General features: G+C 50.2%; 16 protein-coding genes. 5 read left to right on the forward strand and 11 right to left on the reverse strand.

Annotated elements, in window-relative coordinates; genetic code table 11:
* Nucleotides 1-125: 125 nt before the first annotated feature.
* The 5 genes from AABA21_RS32225 to AABA21_RS32245 all read right to left on the reverse strand — a co-directional run bounded on the left by AABA21_RS32225 (nt 126) and on the right by AABA21_RS32245 (nt 4,786).
* A complete protein-coding gene (locus tag AABA21_RS32225) occupies nt 126-824 on the reverse strand; it encodes an HAD family hydrolase (protein ID WP_338256582.1) in 699 nt (232 codons plus the stop codon).
* Nucleotides 825-1,018: 194 nt separating this feature from the next.
* A complete protein-coding gene (locus tag AABA21_RS32230) occupies nt 1,019-1,264 on the reverse strand; it encodes a DUF6429 family protein (protein ID WP_338256584.1) in 246 nt (81 codons plus the stop codon).
* Nucleotides 1,265-1,312: 48 nt separating this feature from the next.
* The gene (locus AABA21_RS32235) at nt 1,313-2,662 is read right to left on the reverse strand and encodes a hypothetical protein (RefSeq protein WP_338256586.1); all 1,350 of its coding nucleotides are present in this window, start codon (nt 2,660-2,662) and stop codon (nt 1,313-1,315) included.
* 241 nt (nt 2,663-2,903) lie between these two features.
* Complete coding sequence (locus AABA21_RS32240) at nt 2,904-3,443, reverse strand: dihydrofolate reductase family protein (RefSeq protein ID WP_338256589.1); 540 nt, start codon at nt 3,441-3,443, stop codon at nt 2,904-2,906.
* 500 nt (nt 3,444-3,943) lie between these two features.
* A complete protein-coding gene (locus AABA21_RS32245) occupies nt 3,944-4,786 on the reverse strand; it encodes a protein kinase domain-containing protein (protein ID WP_338256590.1) in 843 nt (280 codons plus the stop codon).
* 928 nt (nt 4,787-5,714) lie between these two features.
* Between AABA21_RS32245 and AABA21_RS32250 the strand changes: the two genes are divergently transcribed.
* Both AABA21_RS32250 and AABA21_RS32255 read left to right on the forward strand, forming a co-directional pair.
* The gene (locus AABA21_RS32250) at nt 5,715-6,158 is read left to right on the forward strand and encodes a hypothetical protein (RefSeq protein ID WP_338256591.1); all 444 of its coding nucleotides are present in this window, start codon (nt 5,715-5,717) and stop codon (nt 6,156-6,158) included.
* Nucleotides 6,151-7,023, forward strand: a complete 873-nt coding sequence (locus AABA21_RS32255; RefSeq protein WP_338256593.1) for a pentapeptide repeat-containing protein — start codon at nt 6,151-6,153, stop codon at nt 7,021-7,023. The genes AABA21_RS32250 and AABA21_RS32255 overlap by 8 nt, the downstream gene beginning before the upstream one ends.
* A gap of 160 nt (nt 7,024-7,183) precedes the next feature.
* Here AABA21_RS32255 and AABA21_RS32260 read toward each other — a convergent pair whose 3' ends face one another.
* From AABA21_RS32260 to AABA21_RS32270, 3 genes are all read right to left on the reverse strand, one after another.
* On the reverse strand, nt 7,184-7,816 hold the full coding sequence (locus AABA21_RS32260; RefSeq protein ID WP_338256594.1) for a hypothetical protein: 633 nt from the start codon (nt 7,814-7,816) through the stop codon (nt 7,184-7,186).
* 101 nt (nt 7,817-7,917) lie between these two features.
* A complete protein-coding gene (locus AABA21_RS32265) occupies nt 7,918-8,754 on the reverse strand; it encodes a tetratricopeptide repeat protein (RefSeq protein ID WP_338258506.1) in 837 nt (278 codons plus the stop codon).
* Nucleotides 8,649-10,919 (reverse strand): tetratricopeptide repeat protein, encoded by a 2,271-nt coding sequence (locus AABA21_RS32270; protein WP_338256595.1) that lies wholly within the window; start codon nt 10,917-10,919, stop codon nt 8,649-8,651. The genes AABA21_RS32265 and AABA21_RS32270 overlap by 106 nt, the downstream gene beginning before the upstream one ends.
* 359 nt (nt 10,920-11,278) lie before the next feature.
* Between AABA21_RS32270 and AABA21_RS32275 the strand changes: the two genes are divergently transcribed.
* Complete coding sequence (locus AABA21_RS32275) at nt 11,279-12,277, forward strand: Fic family protein (protein ID WP_338256596.1); 999 nt, start codon at nt 11,279-11,281, stop codon at nt 12,275-12,277.
* A 10-nt stretch (nt 12,278-12,287) separates the two neighbouring features.
* Here AABA21_RS32275 and AABA21_RS32280 read toward each other — a convergent pair whose 3' ends face one another.
* Both AABA21_RS32280 and AABA21_RS32285 read right to left on the reverse strand, forming a co-directional pair.
* Nucleotides 12,288-13,139 carry a formylglycine-generating enzyme family protein gene (locus AABA21_RS32280; protein WP_338256597.1) on the reverse strand — a complete coding sequence of 284 codons (852 nt, stop codon included), beginning with the start codon at nt 13,137-13,139 and terminating at the stop codon, nt 12,288-12,290.
* Nucleotides 13,140-13,242: 103 nt separating this feature from the next.
* Nucleotides 13,243-14,328, reverse strand: coding sequence for a DmpA family aminopeptidase (locus AABA21_RS32285; RefSeq protein ID WP_338258508.1), 1,086 nt, complete (start codon nt 14,326-14,328; stop codon nt 13,243-13,245).
* Nucleotides 14,329-14,408: 80 nt separating this feature from the next.
* Between AABA21_RS32285 and AABA21_RS32290 the strand changes: the two genes are divergently transcribed.
* A complete protein-coding gene (locus tag AABA21_RS32290; protein WP_338256598.1) occupies nt 14,409-15,020 on the forward strand; it encodes a hypothetical protein in 612 nt (203 codons plus the stop codon).
* A 162-nt stretch (nt 15,021-15,182) separates the two neighbouring features.
* Here AABA21_RS32290 and AABA21_RS32295 read toward each other — a convergent pair whose 3' ends face one another.
* Nucleotides 15,183-15,908 carry an alpha/beta family hydrolase gene (locus AABA21_RS32295; RefSeq protein ID WP_338256599.1) on the reverse strand — a complete coding sequence of 242 codons (726 nt, stop codon included), beginning with the start codon at nt 15,906-15,908 and terminating at the stop codon, nt 15,183-15,185.
* A 476-nt stretch (nt 15,909-16,384) separates the two neighbouring features.
* On the opposite strand from AABA21_RS32295, the gene AABA21_RS32300 reads away from it, so the two are divergent.
* Complete coding sequence (locus AABA21_RS32300; RefSeq protein WP_338256600.1) at nt 16,385-20,647, forward strand: nSTAND1 domain-containing NTPase; 4,263 nt, start codon at nt 16,385-16,387, stop codon at nt 20,645-20,647.
* The last annotated feature ends 122 nt before the right edge of the window (nt 20,648-20,769 follow it).

Here is a 20,769-nt window from a genome sequence, read left to right on the forward strand (position 1 = left end):
CCTCAACTCCTTATGGTAGAGCATGAATAGACAAAAGACGACCAGATAAAGAATGAGCTATGCTGACATATTTAAGGGAACCAAAGCAGCTTTATAGGGCCCCGCCATGCCATGGGTAACTCATTTTATAACACCTTATCCAGGAACTTTACGACATCGCTGAGTTCGGAAATGCGATGCCCTCCTTTAGAAGGGAGGCATTCCAGTGGGTCGTATAATAGCGAGATGGCTCCCACGGACAAAGCCATTGATTCATCCGCATCCGGACTGTCTCCCACATGGATACATTGCGCGGGTTCTAGCTTACAAGCCTGCGAGAACATGCGAAAAATCGCAGGATCTGGTTTTCGGACCCCTACGATGTGCGAATCAAGCACCATTTCGAAATAGGAAAGGATATTGAGATCCTGCAAAATCTGGCGCAGGTTTCCATCCCAGTTGGATATTACACCAAGACGAATACCGCGTTGACGCAAGCAATCCAATGTGATAATGGTTTCAGGATCAAGAACCCACGTCTCTGGTAGCTGGTTCCAAACCTCATGTATAGCTTGAGCTAATTCTCTGAGATTCCCTTGAACGCCAGCAGCCTGAAGCCCAACTATATGGTAATTTAGCCACCATTCCAGGTGCTTGCTTGGCCCCTTATAGCGCTCTTGAAAAAAGCGTTCACAGGCGACAGCAGCCAGCTTTGCTGCATCAGGTGCTAACGGCGGAATGCCAATTTGTTCACACAAGTATGCGAAACGCCTCGTCTTATGCACCCAGAGGTGTATAAGGGTGTCTCCCGCATCAAAAGTGACAGCTTTAATTCTGGGCAACATGTCTACTCCTTAGATCTATAAGGATCATCAATGTCCTTCTCCGTTGCTGGCCGAATCGTAGATTTCGTCATTGTTCATCACCTTCCGGATGACAACCCTGTTTAGAACTAATAAATCAGAGGCCCAGCAAGGTCATGACACCAGTCATGACCTTTCCGTGGGTAACGCGACAGCCGCAGAAGAATGGCGGAAAACTATTCTTCAGATGGATGCTCAAGGCCAAAATGGTGCGCAAAGAAGCGCTCGGATTGGGCCAGTCCTTCCTGGGTGAACGCGATAGATTTTGCTTTATTTCTGGGATTGTCAATCCATCCCTTCTCGTAGAGTCTATTGAGGACATCCCAGTCAAATCCTTTCCAGGCGCGGTAGGAATCATGGAGCGTCAATTGCAGTAGGGCGAGAACCACTTCGTCTATTTTGTCCTGGTTGTAGGTATCCATGGGTGTGACTCCTCTCATCTTGAACTTATGGTGAGAACGTAGATACGTTCATGCCAATGCCATCAAGAGTGGCAGTAATTTCGACTTGTGTTGATGCCGTTCTAGCAGATCCGCGAGGTAGATGTGCCATGTGTCATCTTGTCCTAACAGGTGATAGGCTGTACGCGCTTTCGCGAGCCAGTTTGCTGCGGCCTGATAGTAGGATGCTTTGGCTCCGTTCATAATATGTTCGGCTTGCTGGCGGCACGCCTTGACAACCCATTCCAGAACGGTCTGCTCTTTGAGTGCGGCGTCCACGACCAGTGTCACCAGCGTGTGCCGTCTATCCGTTTGCAGCACAGCAATGGCATCCTCAAAAAGATGCTCGTGCAAAAAGATCTGCAGTAAGTCGTGCGCATCGGTGGTAGAAGGAGCCTGGCGCGCACTATCCAGGAGCCTGACACGGTATTCGGGCCATTGGGTTCCGGCGATACGGGCGAGGGAGAGATAGTGCTTCAGCGTAGGCTCACCTTGAAAGGCCACCTCGCCTGCTTTTATCGCTTGCGTCTGCTCTCCCATGCGCCAGGATTGATCACGCAGCCAGACGGCAAGTGGGACGTGGGCGCCATCAAGGGTGATGCCAAGATTGGCGATCTGAAGACTTGCTGATTGCGCGCCATGTGTCCACAACGCCTGAGCTACTGCCAGCGCATCCTCGGCTGTTGTCAGATGGTGCTGTCCATAGGCGATCGCTTCCGGGATCTGTCCCTGTCGCACAAGCATGGTCACATACGCTCTGGTCTGGTCTTCTGCTTTGGCCAGATACAGATATTCCTGAAACTTCTCCTGTTGTTCCAACACGGTGAGGCGAGCCTGTGTGAGCAGAGGCGCATAGGCAGGAATCTCGCCTTCCCAGGCTCGCTGTTGGAGCGCTATCCCTTGTAAAATACGTTGGAGGGGACCATAATCCCAGCCTTCACGAAGAGCAGCCTGTAGAACCGCAAATGCTTCGTGTATGCTCTGCCAGTCAGTAAGTCGTGCCTGCCAGATCGTTATCTGTTTCGCCCAACGTTTGCGCTCGGTAGCTGTGAGATCAACCTGGAGCACCGTCTCGGTCCACACCCTGGTGAGATCCTGAAAGAAAGCGCTCACCTCACCATGGATATCGTTGAGATGCATCCATTGCTCGGTCAAGACATCAGTGACAGCCTTGAGCGTCAGGAGCGCCTGCTTCTGTTCATGTACTTGTAACTGTATGGACGCAAATGTTACGAATTGCCAGATCTCATTGAGCACCGCATGAGTTTGACGGGTTGCCTCTTGTGGATGCAGGCGATACTGGTGGCGAATCAGTGCACGAATATGTTGGCGTATCGCCTTCGGTTCAAGTGGTATCGTTGTGTGTGCAGAAGGAGGCACCAGATCTTCTCTCCTTACCTGGTAGCGTTCTTTATGGGTGCAACAATATGCTCTGTTGCTGCCTCAATGATCCCCTGGCGTTTCTGTTCTTCCATTCCTTTTATCTCTGATGCTCATTGTACCACCTCCATGAACGGGATGACACGCCTGGGCATTGGAAGCTCGCGGTGCTCATCAATACTGCGAGAAATTGTGTCAAACGGGTCATGCACAAATATGAGAAAGGATCCTTACGTCCTCTCTATGCTCGATCTGGCTCGTATGTGAGTACCACAACACCAGAGCCGAATGTTTGCGATTGAACAAGCTTGAATTCTTTTTGCTGGCTCTCACCATGGAAAAGCCGCTTCCCGTTTCCTACGACAATGGGGAAGACCATGAGACGGTATTCATCAATGAGATCCTCTTGCATGAGCGAGTGAATGAGCTCAACGCTCCCAAAGATCAATAGGTCCTGACCAGACTCCTGTTTCAATCTGGTCACTTCCTCTATAACGTTGTCCTTGATCAGGGTGGCATTCCACTCAGCTTTCTGTAACGTTGTGGTTGGAACATACTTGGACATACTGTTTATTCTTTCGCCATATGCACCAGTAGCACCAGGCCAGGCGGCTGCAAGTTCCTGATAGGTGATGCGCCCCAGAAGGAGTGCAGCGCTGGCAAAAAGCTCATCGAATTTATATTTTTGTGATTCTTCACTCCGAAATTGAACAGTCCACATCTGTGGATTTTCAACAACACCATCCATCGCTATGAGCATCGAAGCAACTATTTTTCTCATATTTTTCTCCTGAAAAGGAATGTCGCAGGAATTTACTTGCAATTTGCAAGTGTTCGCAACAAGCTATTCTCACGGAGCCAATCAAAAACGGGAAAGCTATTGTAGATAGTATTGGGAGGAAAATTGACTCGATATTTCCACGTATTCATTACCTGACCTGGCCTGCAGGCGAACATGATGGCGTTCTGGCTATCGGTGTTTAGTTGGGTTAGGCGAAGGGACTACATCTTGTTCCTGTTTAAAAACTCAATGCTTCTCTGTTCCCTCCCTATACCGCATGATCAACTTGGAAGCATATAGCTTATTGACTTTTAAGTGCCTCAATATCATACGCCAGACGTCGGGAAAGATCAGACAATCAAAGGTCGTTTAACGACCTCATCGTTTCAGCTGAACCTGAAAGCCCGCGTGATACGTTCCTTCGAGCACTGCCTCATTATTGATGAGAAACCACGTATCCTGCAAGAAACTGGCTCGCCACAGTCACCAATCTCTTAACTTCATATAGTATCATTGAATTCCTTGAGAGCATGAGCCAGGGCGTTCCCATCATGGTAGCGCTTTTCCGGCTCCTTTTCCAGGCAACGCAGAATGATATTCTCCAGGTCACGAGGAATATGCGGATTGAACTGGCTGGGAGGAGGCGGGGCATCTTGCATATGCTGTCTCGTGACCTCTACCGGTGTCTCCCCATCGAACGGGGCACGGCCGGTCAGCATCATATACATCACGACGCCCAGCGCATACACATCGGCCGCCGGACTGACGATTTCATTCCGGGCCTGTTCAGGGGCGCAGTACGAAACCATACCTATCGCCATTTCGGTAGGAATCACATCCTCTGTGTGTCTATCTTGAGATAGATCACTGGCGAGACTAAAATCGATGATCTTAATACTGCCATCACGACCTATCATAATCTCTTGTGGTTTAACCCCTCGATGCACAATGTTGCGACGGTGGGCAGCGCCTAGACCAAGTGCAACATCATGAGCGATACGAGTAACCCGATCTACAGGGAGCACACCTCGTGAGCGTAGATAGCGACCTAGATCCGCACCTTCGATCAGTTCCATGACCAGAAAATAATTACCATCGTTCTGGACATAGTCAAGGGCCTGTACAATATTTGGATGTCGTAATGACAGGGTGATCTTTGCTTCCCGCTGGAAATAGGCCAAATAGGATGGGTCTGTCATGTAGACTTCCCGCAGCACTTTCATCGCGACAACACGATCCATGAGGAGATCGCGCCCCTGATAAATCCTAGCCATGCCACCACGGCCAATTGGGTCAAGAATCTGGTATCGATCACCCCAAAATCCGATTTGTGTCTTGATCATTTGCCCCTCTCGCTGTCTGTAAAGTTGGATCTAGCACTCATGTTGAAGAGATCATTGGTTGTCTGGCAGTCGCTTGAGCACATAAAGGAATACTCTCAGGCTCTTTTTACTGACGAGTTTGTCAGAAGGATGTTTCTGGAATGAGTATAGCAGAGATGGATATTTATCCACAAGCATTTACTCGTAGTTCAAACTGGAATATTTGCATTATGACATATTGCATGCATATTAGTGTGGCTCTTATGCCGTAGTTAACCGCTATATCCGTCACTGCTAACCGTTATATTTGATCAAATGCAATAACGATGGCAGCAGAGAAAACTGAAGAAAGTTTTATCTGTACCGTCGCTTTTCGTTTGTATCCATTTTCTATGGTTCGCGAGTAGCTTTCATAGTCATTCAGGACTGTAATCATAGGAGGCAAGTAATTCCTTTCGGACATTTCTTCAGACATCCTTCGGACATTTCTTCGGACATTCTTTTGCCATCTATCCGATGGCAAACAACTCACCGATCAGTGAGGAACCAGGTTTGATGCAGATCGAGATCCACACCCCAATACTGTTGCAGGAGAAGTTCGAGCGGATCATGCTCTTCATATGAAAATCCTCTCGCGCAAAAAACATGAGCGTGAAAAAGTTAAAGGCAGAGTAGTTAATTAATGGGTGCGCTGTTGTGTAGAGCATATCCATAAAATGGATAACGTATGGTTGGGCCAGAGAGTAGAGCACCGCTCCGCGATCACATCTGAAGCTATGAACAAGCGCGTCGCTTGAGGGTCATATATGAATGCACGCTGGTTTAGCTTGGACATGCGTTCATGCTTCTTTTTATGATGGAGAGCATGCAGCATCGTTGTGTTGTTTTGGTGTGAATATGCCCAAGATTCTAGCGCCTATGCAATCTTCGGTAGAAAAGAGAATACCCTATGCTTTTGTATCTTCATCCCACGCGGCGCGAGGCTATCACGGCCAGTGGAACGGCGCTCACCCGTTGGTTGCTTATCACCAATCCTGCAACCATGCTGGCTCAGGTTTCTACGGCACCAGCTATCTTCTTTGAACACATGTATGACCAAGGTGCCCGGATACACACCTATGGAGGGATTACTCGCACTCCAGATGGAAAATTGTTTGCGCTGCAACAGCTTTGGCCGTCAGATTCTTATCCCCAAAACCCCTGTGTGATCGAATGGCGTCGTTGGGACGATCTTTTGCCAGCCCGAACTGCCATCGTCCCAAATACGGGATGCCCGATTACGAGTATGGATTGCTCCTTCGATAGCCGCTGGCTGGTCATGGATGAGGATCTTCTGTACTATTTGAGTATTATTCACAGGTTAAACAGTACAAGGAGTAAGAACTGTGGCTAATAAAGAGCATGTCTCTCTCTTTTTCAACTTGAAGAAGTGGGTCGATTGGCGTCGATCGCATCCAGATATTGTGCCAGACCTGAGCACCATGGAATTTGACGATGATTTCATTCCCGCTGACGTCCATCATGTCAATTTTAGCTGGACGCAATGGAAAAACATCAATTTGTGCGGTCACGATTTTTGGGGATGCCAGTTCTCATATGCTGTATTTCGTCACTGCTCCATGGTTGAAGCCTCTTTTGAAGGGGCCGATCTCCGCCATGCCGACTTTTGTTTTATAGGTTGTGATGGGGCCAATCTGTCTCATGCGAATGCTCAGGAGGCGTTCTTCATCAATGCCAGAGCCAGTGATACATGTTGTACTGGGGCTAATCTAGCGCACGCTACGTTGAGAAATGCACATTTTAATTCTGCAGATTTACGCTATGCAAATTTACGAAACGTTGAAGCCAGTCGCAGCATGTTTGTTTGTGCCAATGTTCGCGGGGCCGATCTTACCGGAAGCGATTTTCGCTATGCGGATCTTCGCGGAGCAAATCTGTTGGAAACGCTGAGCGGTAATGATCTCACGGGGATGAAGTTACGCGGGGCGATCTTTGGTGATGCATTTGTAACGACTGATTTGCAAGGCGCACATCTTCGAGGGGCTGATCTGCAAGATGTGGATTTGACAGGCGTAGATCTGCAGCATGCCGATCTGAGTGGAGCGGATCTACGAGGTGCAACGTTTTACCATACCCAGGTGGCTGATACGCTGTTTGAAGATGCGCTTCTCGATCAAGAAGCATTGCTCTTTCATGACGGAATGCTCAGTTTGCATGAACTGCTAGAGAACAGGCAGGATTCTGAAGATAACTCTTGATGAAGGTGTGTATAAAGCAACGCAGCACAGCAAATGCGTGTGGCAAGCGTAGCATGATTGGCGCGGAAGATTCCAAGCACCTTATAACGACGGCGACGTTTGATCGCTCGACCTCCTTGAGAAGCAATGCTTATGTGAGAAGTTCACCATCAGTGAGAGGTCAGGTTTGTTTCAGGTCGAGATCAAAGCTCCAGTAACGTTGCAGGAGTGGTTCGAGTGCATTATGTTCTTCGTCGGAAAATCCTCCCGCACAGAAAGACGAGAGCGTGAAAAAATCAGAGACAGGATAGTCAATCAATGGGCGCGCCGTTGTATCGAGCACATCCATAAAGTCGATAACGTATGGTTGGGTTAGAGCGTAGAGCACTGCTCCTTTGTCCCACCCGCAGTCATGAGCAAGCGCGTTGCTCAGGAAGGGAAAACAAACGCAGATATCTTTTTCGCGCAACGGAAGCTGGCGCAACGCTTGCAGAAAGGCAGCTACATCGTCTCCACAATACCAGAGAGTTTCAGCATGCTGTTCTTTTCCGTCTATGACATCCCTGGTGAGCCGTAGCATTGACTCTGGTGCATTTGGGATGATGTGCTGAGAGGCTTGTACGAGCGTGCCTTCACGCGCGGCCTGGTCATATGCCTCTCCCCTCGCTTCATTTTGCGCGTTCCCGACAAAGATGGCTGCGGGCGAGCAGATATGCTGTTCCTTCAATAATGCGAGCATGAGTGACGCTATCTCTTCTGCTGTGAGCTTGTTCTTCGACGGTGATGTTGCCAAAAAGAATGTGAGCGCAGCCATATGTCCTCCTGAAAAAATATTAGTAGCCTGAGGAGCGAGTTCAGGCCTATATGATCCCATTTCTCTCTCTTTTTATTCTGAGGATGAAAAATGGTTGCTCCTCAATCAGCATTTTGCAGTGTGCTACACACGCGCGCATACTCTTCATCGATCCAGAAGAGATTCTTGCTGAGTGTGAGTGCTTGCTCAAAATCATTGCGAGCCTGGCTATTGTCGCCCTGGTGAAAAGAGATGAGTCCACGCACCGCGTACGCATCAGCACTTTGTGTATCTTGTGCTAATGCTCGCTCGCAATTGGCAAGGGCCTGCTCGAAGTTACCTTGCAGGCAATACACGCGCGCTCGATAGGCGTAGACAATCGGATGAGCGTCATCGATGCGCAAGGCTTGTTCGCAATCTTCCAGCGCTGACGAGAAATCGCCTTGTTCCGCGTAGATCCAGGCTCGATTGAGGTAGAGATAAATAGATGCATTTGGATTTATGCTGAGAGCCTGATTGTAGTCCACAAACGCCTGTTCATGTTGTTTCAGAGCATAATAGACCCAGCCACGGTTATTGAGTGCCTCGGTATTCTCAGGCTTCCATGTAAGTAGCTGGTTATAGACTTCCAGTGCTTCAGGATACTTTTTCCACGCAATAAAAACCAGCCCTCGTCCCAACCATGCGCGTACATTTTGCGCCTCTTTTTCCAGAACCTGGGCAAACGCTTCTAGCGCTGCATCATATGCGTTCAAGTGATAGAAAGTGAATCCACAATGATTCAATGCATGGATGTTATTCGCATCAAGGGCAAGAACCTGCTTAAAAGCCTCCAATGCCTGCTCATAGTTCTTCATCGCATAGTGAGTGATGCCGCGATTGATATGGGCCTGCGTCCAACGTGGACTGAGCTTGATGGCCTGCTCAAAGTCAGACAGGGCCTTGGCGTAATCTTGCAGCGTATAGTAAGCCCAGCCACGATTATTGTACGCTGACACATATTGATCGGGAGGTGGGGACTGTCGTTGTGACGTGGCGTGAGGTAGCGGGAAACGAGTTCAATCATCTGGCTGTACGCCTGGATACTCTTCTCGTTCTCCTTTAACGCGAAATAGACGTGCCCAAGGCCAAAATGAATACGGGGATGATGGTCTGAGATCTTCAGCGCCTGCTGGAAATCGGCCAGCGCGAGTTTATATTCTCGCCGATTATCGTATATGAAGCCGCGCTCAATATAAGCGGCAAGCATGTGTGGTTGGAGCTCTAAGGCCTGCGTGAAATCTGACAGTGCTTGTGGCTTCTTCAAAAGATTGTGGGCGCGTCCACGATTGAAATAAGCTTCCGCGTCCTGTGGATTACGTTCTATCGATTTGTTGTAGAACGTGATGAGTTCTTGATGTTTATTCAAATCCCAGTAGGTTTTCTCAAGGCCATTGCGAGCATTGGTCAGCTTGGCATCTAATGCTGATGCCTGCTCAAAGTCAGCGAGTGCCAGTTTATGTTCTTTCATTGCGCGGTACGTCCAGCCGCGATTGTTATAAATGCGTGCATCATCTGGTTTCAGGTTCAGCGCCTGCGCAAAATCTTCCAGGGCTTTTTCGTATGCTTTGAGCATGTGATACGACCAGCCACGATTAAGATAAGCCATCGCATCCTGTGGATTGAGTTCTATCGTCTGGTGATAAGCTTCAACCGATTGCTGATACTCTTTGAGGTCAAAAAATGTGCGTCCTTGTTGAAAATACACTGCCTGTTGTTTGGGATCTATGTCTAATGCTTGTGTGAACGATGCCAGTGCTTTTTCATACTCTTTTTGTGCATAGTAGGTATGACCAAGATTGATATAGGCTTTCGCAAAGCGAGGGCTGAGCGTAATAGCGCGTTGATAGTCGTTTATGGCCTGCTGATAATTTCCCAGGTGATAGTGGGTCCAGCCGCGATTGTTATGAGCTGTTACATCGGTGGGATCGCAGGCAATAGCTCGATCGTAATTAGAGATTGCTTGCTGATAATGTTTGAGATCGTGGTAGGCCAGGCCCCTGTTGGAGAGTGCTTGTACATAGCGAGGATCAATCTCAATGGCGCGGTCGTAGTTTCCAATTGCTTTGGTGTACTCATGGAGCCTGTAATAGGCCAGCCCTCGTACTGAATAGGCCCAGGAAAAATCCGGTTTCGCTTCCAATGCACGATCACAGGCGGCTATGACCTCTGGATAGCGTTTAGCATGCAAATGGATGGATGCTTCGCCTACCCACATCCTGGCAGTCTTTTGTATGCCTTCGGGGATAGGGAAGAAATCGATGGTTTTCTTGCATGCCTGCTCCAGTGCCTGAGCAAACTCCAGCACACTGCTAAAACGGTTGGCGGGCCACCTATCCAGTGCCTTACAGATGACCTGTTCCACTTCTGGAGAGATATCGGGTACTTTTGTGCTGAGCAACGGAGGGGGCGCAGACGTGTTTCGGAGAGCCATCATCCTGGAAGTACCTTGAAAAGGATATTCGCCACAAATCCAGGTATAAACCGTCACCGCGAGCGCATACTGATCGCTGGCAGGGCGAGGTTGCCCAAAGAATTGCTCAGGGGCCATATGGTTGAGCGTTCCTGCGAAGCGCAGAGGATCTTCAGGATCGATGTGCCCATCAGGTGCGAGTGTCGCCAGGCCAAAATCGCTGAGCAGAATTTCGCCGTTATTTCCCAGCAACATATTGTCCGGTTTGACATCGCGATGCATGATACCCCGGTCATGGGCATACTGGAGCGCCTCGGCAATTTGTCGTGTATACGAAGCGATGCTGACAAAGGGAAATGTTACGCCCAGCGGATAGCGTTTGCCCAACGATCCGTTTTCAGCATACTCGAACACAACGAAAGGTGTTGTCTGCTCGACTCCATAATCGAAGAGATGCACGATATTGGGATGGTCTAACTGACTGAGGACGCGTGCCTCGCGCTGGAAGGCAGTGATAAACCGTTCCTGTGTCAGGCTGGCGTGCAGCAACTTGAGCGCCACCTGGGTGCCCCGTCCAACATGCTCGGCCAGGTAGACTTCGCCAAAGCCGCCTTTTCCGATCCTCTTCTTGAGTCGATAATCCCCGAATTGTTGTCCTGAACGATCTGGCACTTTCTCGTACCCCCGACCGAGCAATAATTTAACCGTACTGGGTTGCTTGCTCGATTTATATTGTAGAGTATGGCCATATCTCCGTCAAGAAAAAAGATAAGGTATGACCGCTTCCGACGCGCTTTGATGGTGGGATGGACATTTCTGTCCCTTTTTATGCGTGATCCGCCTGCAATCTGCCGTCCACACGCGCCAGTTCACCTCCTGACGTTATCCTCTAGCACTATACAACGGCTCATAATATTTTCAGCCATCCGTTGTATAAAAGATGGTGTATAATAAACACAAAATATATAACGGAGCGATCTATTTTCTGCTATCCGTTGTATACATATCTGATGGAAAGGGAATGATACCAGGTGAGTAGGCAGCAGAAATCGATCATGGACGCGAGGTTAGCAGCGCGCCTCCAACAGAAAAAGGCCATCATAGATGGATATCGGCCGCTACCAGCCGGGACCGTTGCCAGGCTCCATGAAGATTTGAAGGTCATGTTGACCCACCACAGTACGGCCATTGAAGGGAACACTCTGACCCTGAACGAGACAGCCATGGTGATTGAGTACGGAATGACCGTTGGTGGTCATTCTCTCAGGGAGTATAAAGAGACGGAGAACCATGCCCGCGCCTATGAGTATGTCGTGTCTCTGGTCGCTGGCAGTCAGGAGCCGATCACGCAGGAAACCATCTTAACCCTGCACCAGCAGGTGATGAGTGGCATCCTTGACGAAGCTCAGACGGGAACATGGCGTACGGTCCCGGTCTCTATACGAGGAAGCAACATGACTCCTCCACCAGCCCGCAATGTCCCCCGGCTGATGCGCGAGTGGGAGCAGTGGGTCAACGGGAAGCAGGGCCAGCAGTACGACCCCGTCACACGTGCTGCCATCGCTCATCACGGCTTTGAAGCGGTTCATCCATTTCCTGATGGAAACGGCAGAGTTGGTCGTCTCCTGCTCAATCTCATGTTGATGCGTGAGGGCTACCCGCCTGCCCTTGTGTTGAAAGATTGGCGTGTACGCTATATCCATGCGCTTGATACTGGCAACACTGGCAACTATGGCCCGCTGGTGAATATGATAGGCCAGGCTGTTGAAGCGAGCCTTGACCTCTATGTAGAGGCATGCGCTACCATCCCTGCAACCGAAGAGGAGGATACCTTGCCTCTTCCAGCGTTAGCGCGGGAGTTTGGATACGACCCAGAGGCTTTGAGTTGGGCTGCCCGTTATGGTCGCTTAGAGGCACGCAAGCAGGGGCGTAACTGGTACGCAACCCGCGCTGCCGTGGCCGCGTATCAGCGCCATGCCCAGGAGTACCGCCGACAGCACGGGCGTGCTCAGGATGAAGAGGAAGCATGACTCAGCTGATTTAAAGCGACCAGCCGATGTGATCTCCCACGAGAGAGCATGCTAACCTGAAGCCACCATTGACCCAATTGCCTTCATCGTCGCGAGCGGTGGTTCGCATTTCACTGGGGCCGGAGAGCCATGATCCTCCCCGCGATACAACATATTCCTCTGGCATATGTGGGTCTTCGCGCCCATCCCAGGGATCATAGGGATACGCACGGTAGAGTGAACTCGTCCATTCGGAAACATTGCCAGCCAGGTCTTCTATTCCATAAGGACTCGCCCCTCCCGGGTGCGTGCCAATTGGGCCGCCCCCCCAGATCCCCCTCTGTCCCCATCGTGATTGGACACGTTCTGGATCCCATGCATTTCCCCACGGGTAGCGACGGGTATCGGTCCCTTTCGCTGCCCTTTCCCACTCTGCTTCGGTTGGCAGGCGCCACGACTGCCCGGTCAGAGCAGCTAACCACTGCGTATACCGATAGGCTTCGACCCAGTTTTTGAGCGCTCTCACGGGGAAATCTGGATGTGCTTGTTGCTCTTCCCACGTCAAGATGGTGGGCTGATGGAAGCCTGGACCTGTTTCACCAGGTGCATAGGCAAACACTTGCGGTTCGGGGACGCTTACCGCACCCGCATCCACAGCACATTGATACTCTGCCACCGTTACCGGATACTTTGCCAGGAAGAATTCCTGAACCATTATCTGATGTTGAGGCCGCTCATCAGAGAGGCTCTCGAGGTCCGTTGCCGGATTGCTCCCCAGCAGAAAAGACCCTCCGGGAATCAGTACAAGGGGACGCAAAATGACTTTCACCCCCTGGATATGTTGTATTTCATAGCCTAAACTGAGCAACCGCTCTTCGCTCATCTTTCACCAATCCTTTGGCATGAGAGCCTCACTTTCAGGGCTTTCCCACCGAAATTGAAGGGATCAGCCCCTTTCCGGTGGGAGCATTGGAGAAAGTCAGCTTTCAGACTCGCCCATAGCGCCGCAAAATGGCCAGCGTTTCATCGAGTGGAAGCGCTTCTGCTCGGTGGTTATCCCGCCCACTCTGGGTGTGCGCGGCACACAATGCGTTAAGGACAGCTTCTTCGGTAGCTTCAACCACCGCGGTAAAAAGCCGATCGATGGTTGGATGCTGTTCGTTGAGCACTTCCACGTGATGGATGAGCGGAGTCTCGTCGTGGGGAATGCGGTTCGCAGTCGAAAACGCAATGGCCAGATCGCCGCTGCCGTGACCTCCGGTCGTGCCCGTGCGCGCGAGACCAAGCGGGACGCGTCGGGTCAGGCGGCCAAGTTGGCGCGAGTTGAGCGGCGCATCGGTCGCCAGGATGACGATGACCGATCCTTGCTCCCGCTGCATCTCTTGCACTTCCCGTTTGTGGCGCAACTCTTCAAGCTCACGTCCAACAGGGACGCCGCCGATGAGGAGATCGCCTCGCCGCCCAAAGTTCGCCAGCACCAGCGCCCCGAGAGTATACCTTCCCTGGTCAGATGTGAGGCGGCGTGAGGCTGTGCCAATGCCTCCAGCAAACCCATAGGTTGTCATGCCGGTCCCCGCTCCAACAGTTCCCTCGACCACTGGCATGGCAGAAGCGTCTGTCAGCGCGGCGCGTACATCTTGCTCTGTCACATGCCGGCCACCGATGTCGTTAAGAAAGCCATCGTTGCATTCGCAGATGACTGGATTGACGGTACCCGTGGTGACGCCGATCTCTGGGCTCTGTTCGACCATCCAGGCAACAAGCGCGTCAGCGACCTTGCCGACATTCAGCGTATTCGTCAGCAGAATGGGCGTCTCCAACAAACCCAACTCGGCGATTTGTACCAGGCCGATCGTTTTGCCAAAGCCATTGAAGATGGTCGCCGCCGCTGGCACTTTGAGCCTGAAAAGGTTTCCCCCATGCGGCAAAATGGCAGTGATACCCGTACGCACTGGCCCCATGCCTCGAACCAGCGCTCCCTCTCCTCGCACCAGGCTGACATGACCGACGAGCACGCCTGCGACATCAACGAGACTGTTGGTTGGCCCTGGTAGGAGTTCGCCCAGGATAATCCCTCTACCAGTGGGTGGAGGATAGCGCTAGTCGTAGAGAGGCACAAGAGAAGCTGAAAGCGCTCATCCAGGTGTGTTTAGTGGAAGAAACCGCTTTTCAGTCTCTCAGTATTCATGTAGAGCAGGTACATTGGGGTCAGCTCACTGAATTTTTCTGTGAGTGTTATTATCGGAAGCGTTTTCGACAAGCACTCCCAAGCGTGCCCTCAGAAGCATTATGGGCACAACTCTCTGAGACAAGGAGACTAGGACCATTATCAGTGCATCCACAACAGGATAAAGCTATTCGATATTCTGTTCGTGCGAAATTAGTTCCTTTGGAGCAGAAATTGTTCGCTCATGGTGGAATAGCGATGGATAATAGATATGAGCCAGATGTAGCGCTACTGGTGCAGTATGGACACATTATCGAGGGGACTGTAGAGCTAGTGCCTGGAAAATCTCGCCAATGCCATTATAATACGGCTCAACTGTGGAATCAGCACAAAGATACGCTGGCCATCGTCACTGGCTATGTCCTGTTTTCAGAGGAAAATCGACAATGGATACAACACAGTTGGTTGATACGTAAACATCCGACTGCTGAGCAACCTCGTATTATCGAAACCACACTAGCGTGCATCAAATATTTTGGCGTCATTCTCAACGAGGAGCAGGCTCATGTCTTTGCTAAAAGAGAGCTGCACCTATGAATATGTCCGGTATTGCATCTTTTTGATTAATTCTGATGGTTGTATGACTGAAGAAATTGTGCCAATCTAGTGTGCAGCTTGCGACTCTGTATATGCTGGTCCAATTGTTTGGTCAGATTGTGCATAGCAGTCTGAATACTTGGAGATGGTTCCTCGATGTTCTCATTGTACGAACTGGTGAAGAAGCGCCTGGCTTGCTTTCAGGATCTGAAGGCGAGCCTCTTCATGCGAGATGGTTGCTTGTCCATCGCCATCTTGTTGCCCATAATCCCCAAAGAAGGAGTGAGTCCCTCCCGAAATTTCGATATATTGTGTCTGTTCCGGTAAATTTGACCTGGACCTGGTGACCTGCTCCGGAGCGATCACGGCATCATGTGTCCCATAGATTAGCGTCACCGCAAGCTCCTCCCGATTGGAAAGGTCACAGCCGGGAAACGTACCATACAACAGTAATCCTCTCACGTTCTTATGCGTTACCACGAACTCACAAGCCATACCACCTCCCATCGAGTGACCTCCCAGAACCCAGGTTTGGATTTCCGGATACGCTGAGATGAGCGTGGCTGCACGGTTTCTCGCAAAGATAGCCAGATCCAGTGGCATTTTGGGGAGAAACGTTGCGTATCCCCATTTGGCTATCTCATGCAGAAAGACGGCATATGCTTCAGACTCCACTCTCGCTCCTGGATAGAAAATCAGGCCCACGGATGCCCCCTCACGCGGGAGAAATGCAATCTGTTCCTCGGTGGTTATCACATTCACTTTGCTGCTATTCTGTAAGGCTGAAAGGGCGAATTGATTGGCACGATACGGGTGGAATGAGGCCACGAGGGCCATATCTTCTTCCGAGAGATGCATTTCTTCCCTTTTTGTCGTATGCTGATTCATTTATTTGGTTTACTCCGCTAACTCTAAAATAATCCCCTCTGGACCACGAACGTAGCATAACGTATACATGCTTTCATAGTCTTAGAACTCGCTAAAGATTTCCACCCCTCTTTTTTCAGTTTGGCAACAATCGCTTCGACAATCAATGTAATATGCCGAATATCCAGGGTATTTGCAAAAGAATGTTGGATACCTCTTCCATCTGACGACGTATAAAATTTGATGAGTTCTCTATATGCCTGACCATCAAGTGTGCCATGTAATTCTATTTAATCATCAGAATTTATCTATTGTTGTTGATCTGTATTCTTACCCATAGTATAATACTTAAATAAATGTATCTAAGATGTAAAAAGGACACAGTATTGAAAGTCGGCATCATACTTTCTCAAGGGTGGAAGAAAGACTATACTAATCCGGTAGGGGCAAAGAGTGGATATATATAATGCTGATATAGATAAAGAAGGAAAGATACAATGGGTGCGCGCAATGAGCAGGGTGACTCTCCACTCACACTTTTCTATTCCTATGCCGATGAAGATGAAGAGTTACGTAAGGAGCTAGAAAAACACCTGAGTCTGTTAGAACGACAGGGAATGATTGCAGGATGGCATCATCACAAGATGATACCAGGAGCCAATAGAAGCCAGGCCAACAACGAACAGTTCTCTTCGGCACAGATCATTCTCTTGTTGATTAGCCCGGACTTTCTAGCTCTAGACGCTTCTTACACTGAGATGCAACAAGCCTTACAACGCGATGATGCTGGTGTGGCGCATGTCATTCCACTCCTCTTGCGTCCGGTTGATTGGGAGCAGGCTCCCTTTACCCACTTGCAAGTCCTTCCCAGCAATGCCAAACCAGTCACGATGTGGAAGAATATCGATCTCGCTTTTGTCGATATTGCCAGGGGCATTCGTTCTGTCATTGAACAGTGGCACACATCTCCCGACCATGTATGGCACCACGTACCACAATCTAGGACCCCGGCGCCTCTTTATCCATTTCTATTTCTCTCTTCTGCGCTCAAGGATCTTCCCATACTCGATAACCTCAAAACTGATCTACAAGAGCACGGCATAACAGCATGGACCGCACATACAGCTAGTTCTGAGGAAGAAGAAATGCGTGAGGCGATCCGTAATGCATCTGGAGTGATCGTCGTTGTTTCGTCCTATACACGGAGCTCTCTATCAGTTAAGCGCGAACTCCACATTGCGGAGATGTATCAACGCCCTATCTACCTGTTCTGGACCTGGGGAGACCATTTGATGGACGTCCTGCCTGCCAATCTGCATGGTTTGCCGTTCTTTGATGCTAGAGGGAAACGTTATCCACAGGCGCTTCAAGAGCTGCTCCACATGCTTGACAAGCAAACTTCATCTTCCTTATTGCAAGATCACCATATAGAACAAACTGTTCGCTCTCTTGCTGCTCTTCGTAATCCTTATAAGGGATTGCTGGCGTTCCGTGCTGAGGATGCCCGTGATTTCTTCGGTCGAGATCGTTTGATTGATGAGCTTTTGGAGAAGGTCCGGCAACTACGTACAATGGATCTACAGGATCAAGCTGCCTCACGCCTGCTTACGGTCCTGGGACCAAGTGGGTCAGGCAAATCCAGTGTTGTCATGGCGGGCTTGATCCCCAAACTCAAGCAAGCGACTTTTCCAGAAAATGAGCACTGGATCGTTCTGGACCCCATGAGTCCAGGAAAATTTCCCATTGAGGCGTTGATAATAGCGCTCAGCCCGCTCTTTCCAGAACGTAGCTTCAAGAGTATTCGTGAAGATCTGGAAGACGATTCAGCGCGAGGGTTGCATTTGTTACTTACAACGAGCGCGAAGCCATCCAGTGTGAACGTTCTACTTGTCATTGATCAATTTGAGGAACTTTTTACGCAAACCGCTTCAGAAGGTGAACGACGGCAGTTTCTGGAGCTCTTACTTACTGCCACCAGTGAAATGCACGGTCCATTAGTAGCAGTACTCACCTTACGAGCTGATTTCTATGATCGCCCATTACAGTACTCAGAATTAGGGCGTCTCATCCAACATCATCAGGCGATCGTCTTTCCAATGGAAACTCCAGACCTGCGCAGAGCCATCGAGCAACCAGCTCAGCTCCCCGATGTTCAGCTTAGTTTCCAGGAGGACCTGATCGGAGATTTACTATTCGACGTGCAGGGTCAGACGGGAACACTACCACTTTTGCAATTTACGCTCGACCAGCTTTTTCAGCACAACCAGGGACGGTTACTCACGCGACAGGCCTATCAAAAGATCGGGGGAGTCAAAGGAGCGCTCGCCAAACATGCGGAATCCACATATCAATCTTTACCCACTGCAGCCCACCAACTGCTGGCGCGCGCCCTCTTCTTACGACTGCTCAATCCCGGAACGGTAGAAGAAGACGCCACGAAGCGGCGTATTCCCCGTGATGAATTGACAATTATTGATACGGAAGAGATGGTCAAACTTACAGATGTAACCAATGCTTTTATAAAAGCGCGCCTCCTCACTGCCAATACAGTAGCTGGTGTGTCCACCATCGAAGTGAGTCATGAAGCCGTGATCCAGGCATGGCATCGTCTGAAGGACTGGCTCCATGAGGCACGAGAAGATATCCGATTACAGCAAATGATTAGCGCAGATGTAGCAGAATGGAAACGGCATGGAGAGCCCACAGATTGGCTCTACCGGGGCGCCCAACTAACGGAGGCGCTCGCATGGAGAAAGGCTAATCTCCCAAGCATTGATGAAGATCGCTTCTTACAAGCCAGTATTGAAGAGAGTCAACGGGTCCAACAGATGGAGCGTCAGCGACGCCAGCGCTACACGAGGCGCATGGTATTAATTGGTCTGACAGGTATCGCAGGCATGGCCGGAACAGCTGGTATTGTTCGAACATTTCTTGGAAATCCACCACCCGCTTCGCCGAAAAAGCTTCCTTATGTCTATGCCGGGCATAAGTCCTTTGTGTATAGTGTTGCCTGGTCTCCTGATAGCGAACGCATCGCTTCAGCCAGTGCGGATGGGACAGTAAAGGTGTGGGATGCTGGCAGTGGTAATAATTCCTTGCTACTCACCTATACAGGCCACACCTCTTCTGTCCAAAGTGCTGTCTGGTCTCCCGATGGTAAGCACATTGCTTCAGGAGGGTTTGACGGGACCCTGCAGGTCTGGGATGCTGTTACCGGCCATCTTCTATTGAACTACAAGGGCCACAACTCCTACATAGAGGGTATCGCCTGGTCCCCCGATGGTAGGCGCATCGCTTCTGCCAGTGGCGATCACACAGTACAGATCTGTGATACTAGCGATGGGCATCTCCAACTCACATATAAAGGCCATACCGATATCGTAGCTGGCGTGGCCTGGTCTCCTGATAGCAAACACATCGCCTCAGCTGGATATGACAACACTGTGCAGGTCTGGGATGCCAGCAGTGGCAGTCCTTTGCGCGTCTATCATGGCCATCATAGCACTGTAAATAAGAGCATCTGGTCTCCTGATGGGAAACGTATCGCCTCGGCCAGTAATGATGGAACCGTGCGCATCTGGGATGCCAATAGCGGCAACCTCCAGCTCACCTATCAACGTCATACTAATGCTATATATAGTGTTGCCTGGTCTCCTGATGGCAAACGCATTGTCTCGGCTAGCCATGATGAAACCGTGCAGATGTGGAACACCAATAGTGGCAGCCTCCTGCTTACCTATCAAGGTCACACTGGTGCTGTATGTAGTGTTGACTGGTCTCCCGATGGCAAACGCATTGCCTCAGGAGGATATGATAAAACCGTGCAGATGTGGAATGCCAGCAGCAGTAACAGCTTGCTATTACTGACCTATAGGGGCCATGCTAACGCTGTGTATAGTGTTGCCTGGTCTCCTGATAGTAAGCGTATTGCCTCAGGGGGAGCTGATAAGACGGTACAGATGTGGGATGCCAGCAATGGTCACCTCTTGCTCACTTATACGCATCATACCGACATGATAGAGAGTATCACCTGGTCTCCTGATGGCAAGCATATTGCCTCGGGCGATGGCAGCGGGAGCGCGCAGGTGTGGGATGCCAGTAGCGGTCACCTGTCATTCAGCCATACGAACCCTGATGTCGTAATATGGAGCGTGGCTTGGTCTCCGGACGGCACGCGTATCGCCTCGGCTTGCGGCAAAACGGTAGAGGTACGAAGTGCCAGCAGTGGTAAGCTGTTGCTTACCTATAAAGGCCACACCGTTACTGTAGGCAGTGTAGCCTGGTCTCCTGATAGCAAATATATTGCCTCGGGTGGTGATGAAGCAACAGTACACGTGTGGGATGCCACCAGCGGGAATCGCCTTCTTATCTGCCGCGGATATACCTCCTTTGTTGGCAGTGTCACGTACCTGGTAGCAACTATCACCTGGTCTCCTGATGGCAAGAAAATCGCCTCAGGCGGGCTTGCCAGAATTGTGCAGGTGTGGGATGCTCACAATGGACAACTTTTGCGTTCATATAAAGGTCATACATCCGACATAACGAGTGTCGTGTGGTCTCCCGATGGTAGACACATCGCCTCGGCTGGTTATGACTACACCGTACAGGTGTGGGATGCCAGTACCGGCAGCCTCCGGTTTACCTATCATGGCCATACTGATGCGGTAACTAGTATTGCCTGGTCTCCCGATGGGAAACGTATCGCTTCAGCGGGACGCGATACAACGGTGCAGGTGTGGGATATCAGCCAACTGAAATAACATAGTAAGGTCAAGTGGGTAGACATATAGCGCCTTGATCTGTTTTCCAGTTCCGGTTCTGTGTGCCTCCCACTCTAAATTGAAGCGCTTTTCGTCCTTTGACAAAGGTGACTACCTGCATG

The organism is Dictyobacter halimunensis (assembly GCF_036245075.1).

Coding starts and splice junctions, on each gene's coding strand:
- AABA21_RS32280 (WP_338256597.1), bottom strand. CDS start 13,139: ATGAGCGAAGAGCGGTTGCTCAGTTTAGGCTATGAAATACAACATATC.
- AABA21_RS32250 (WP_338256591.1), top strand. CDS start 5,715: ATGCTTTTGTATCTTCATCCCACGCGGCGCGAGGCTATCACGGCCAGT.
- AABA21_RS32230 (WP_338256584.1), bottom strand. CDS start 1,264: ATGGATACCTACAACCAGGACAAAATAGACGAAGTGGTTCTCGCCCTA.
- AABA21_RS32225 (WP_338256582.1), bottom strand. CDS start 824: ATGTTGCCCAGAATTAAAGCTGTCACTTTTGATGCGGGAGACACCCTT.
- AABA21_RS32300 (WP_338256600.1), top strand. CDS start 16,385: ATGGGTGCGCGCAATGAGCAGGGTGACTCTCCACTCACACTTTTCTAT.
- AABA21_RS32260 (WP_338256594.1), bottom strand. CDS start 7,816: ATGGCTGCGCTCACATTCTTTTTGGCAACATCACCGTCGAAGAACAAG.
- AABA21_RS32295 (WP_338256599.1), bottom strand. CDS start 15,908: ATGAATCAGCATACGACAAAAAGGGAAGAAATGCATCTCTCGGAAGAA.
- AABA21_RS32240 (WP_338256589.1), bottom strand. CDS start 3,443: ATGAGAAAAATAGTTGCTTCGATGCTCATAGCGATGGATGGTGTTGTT.
- AABA21_RS32245 (WP_338256590.1), bottom strand. CDS start 4,786: ATGATCAAGACACAAATCGGATTTTGGGGTGATCGATACCAGATTCTT.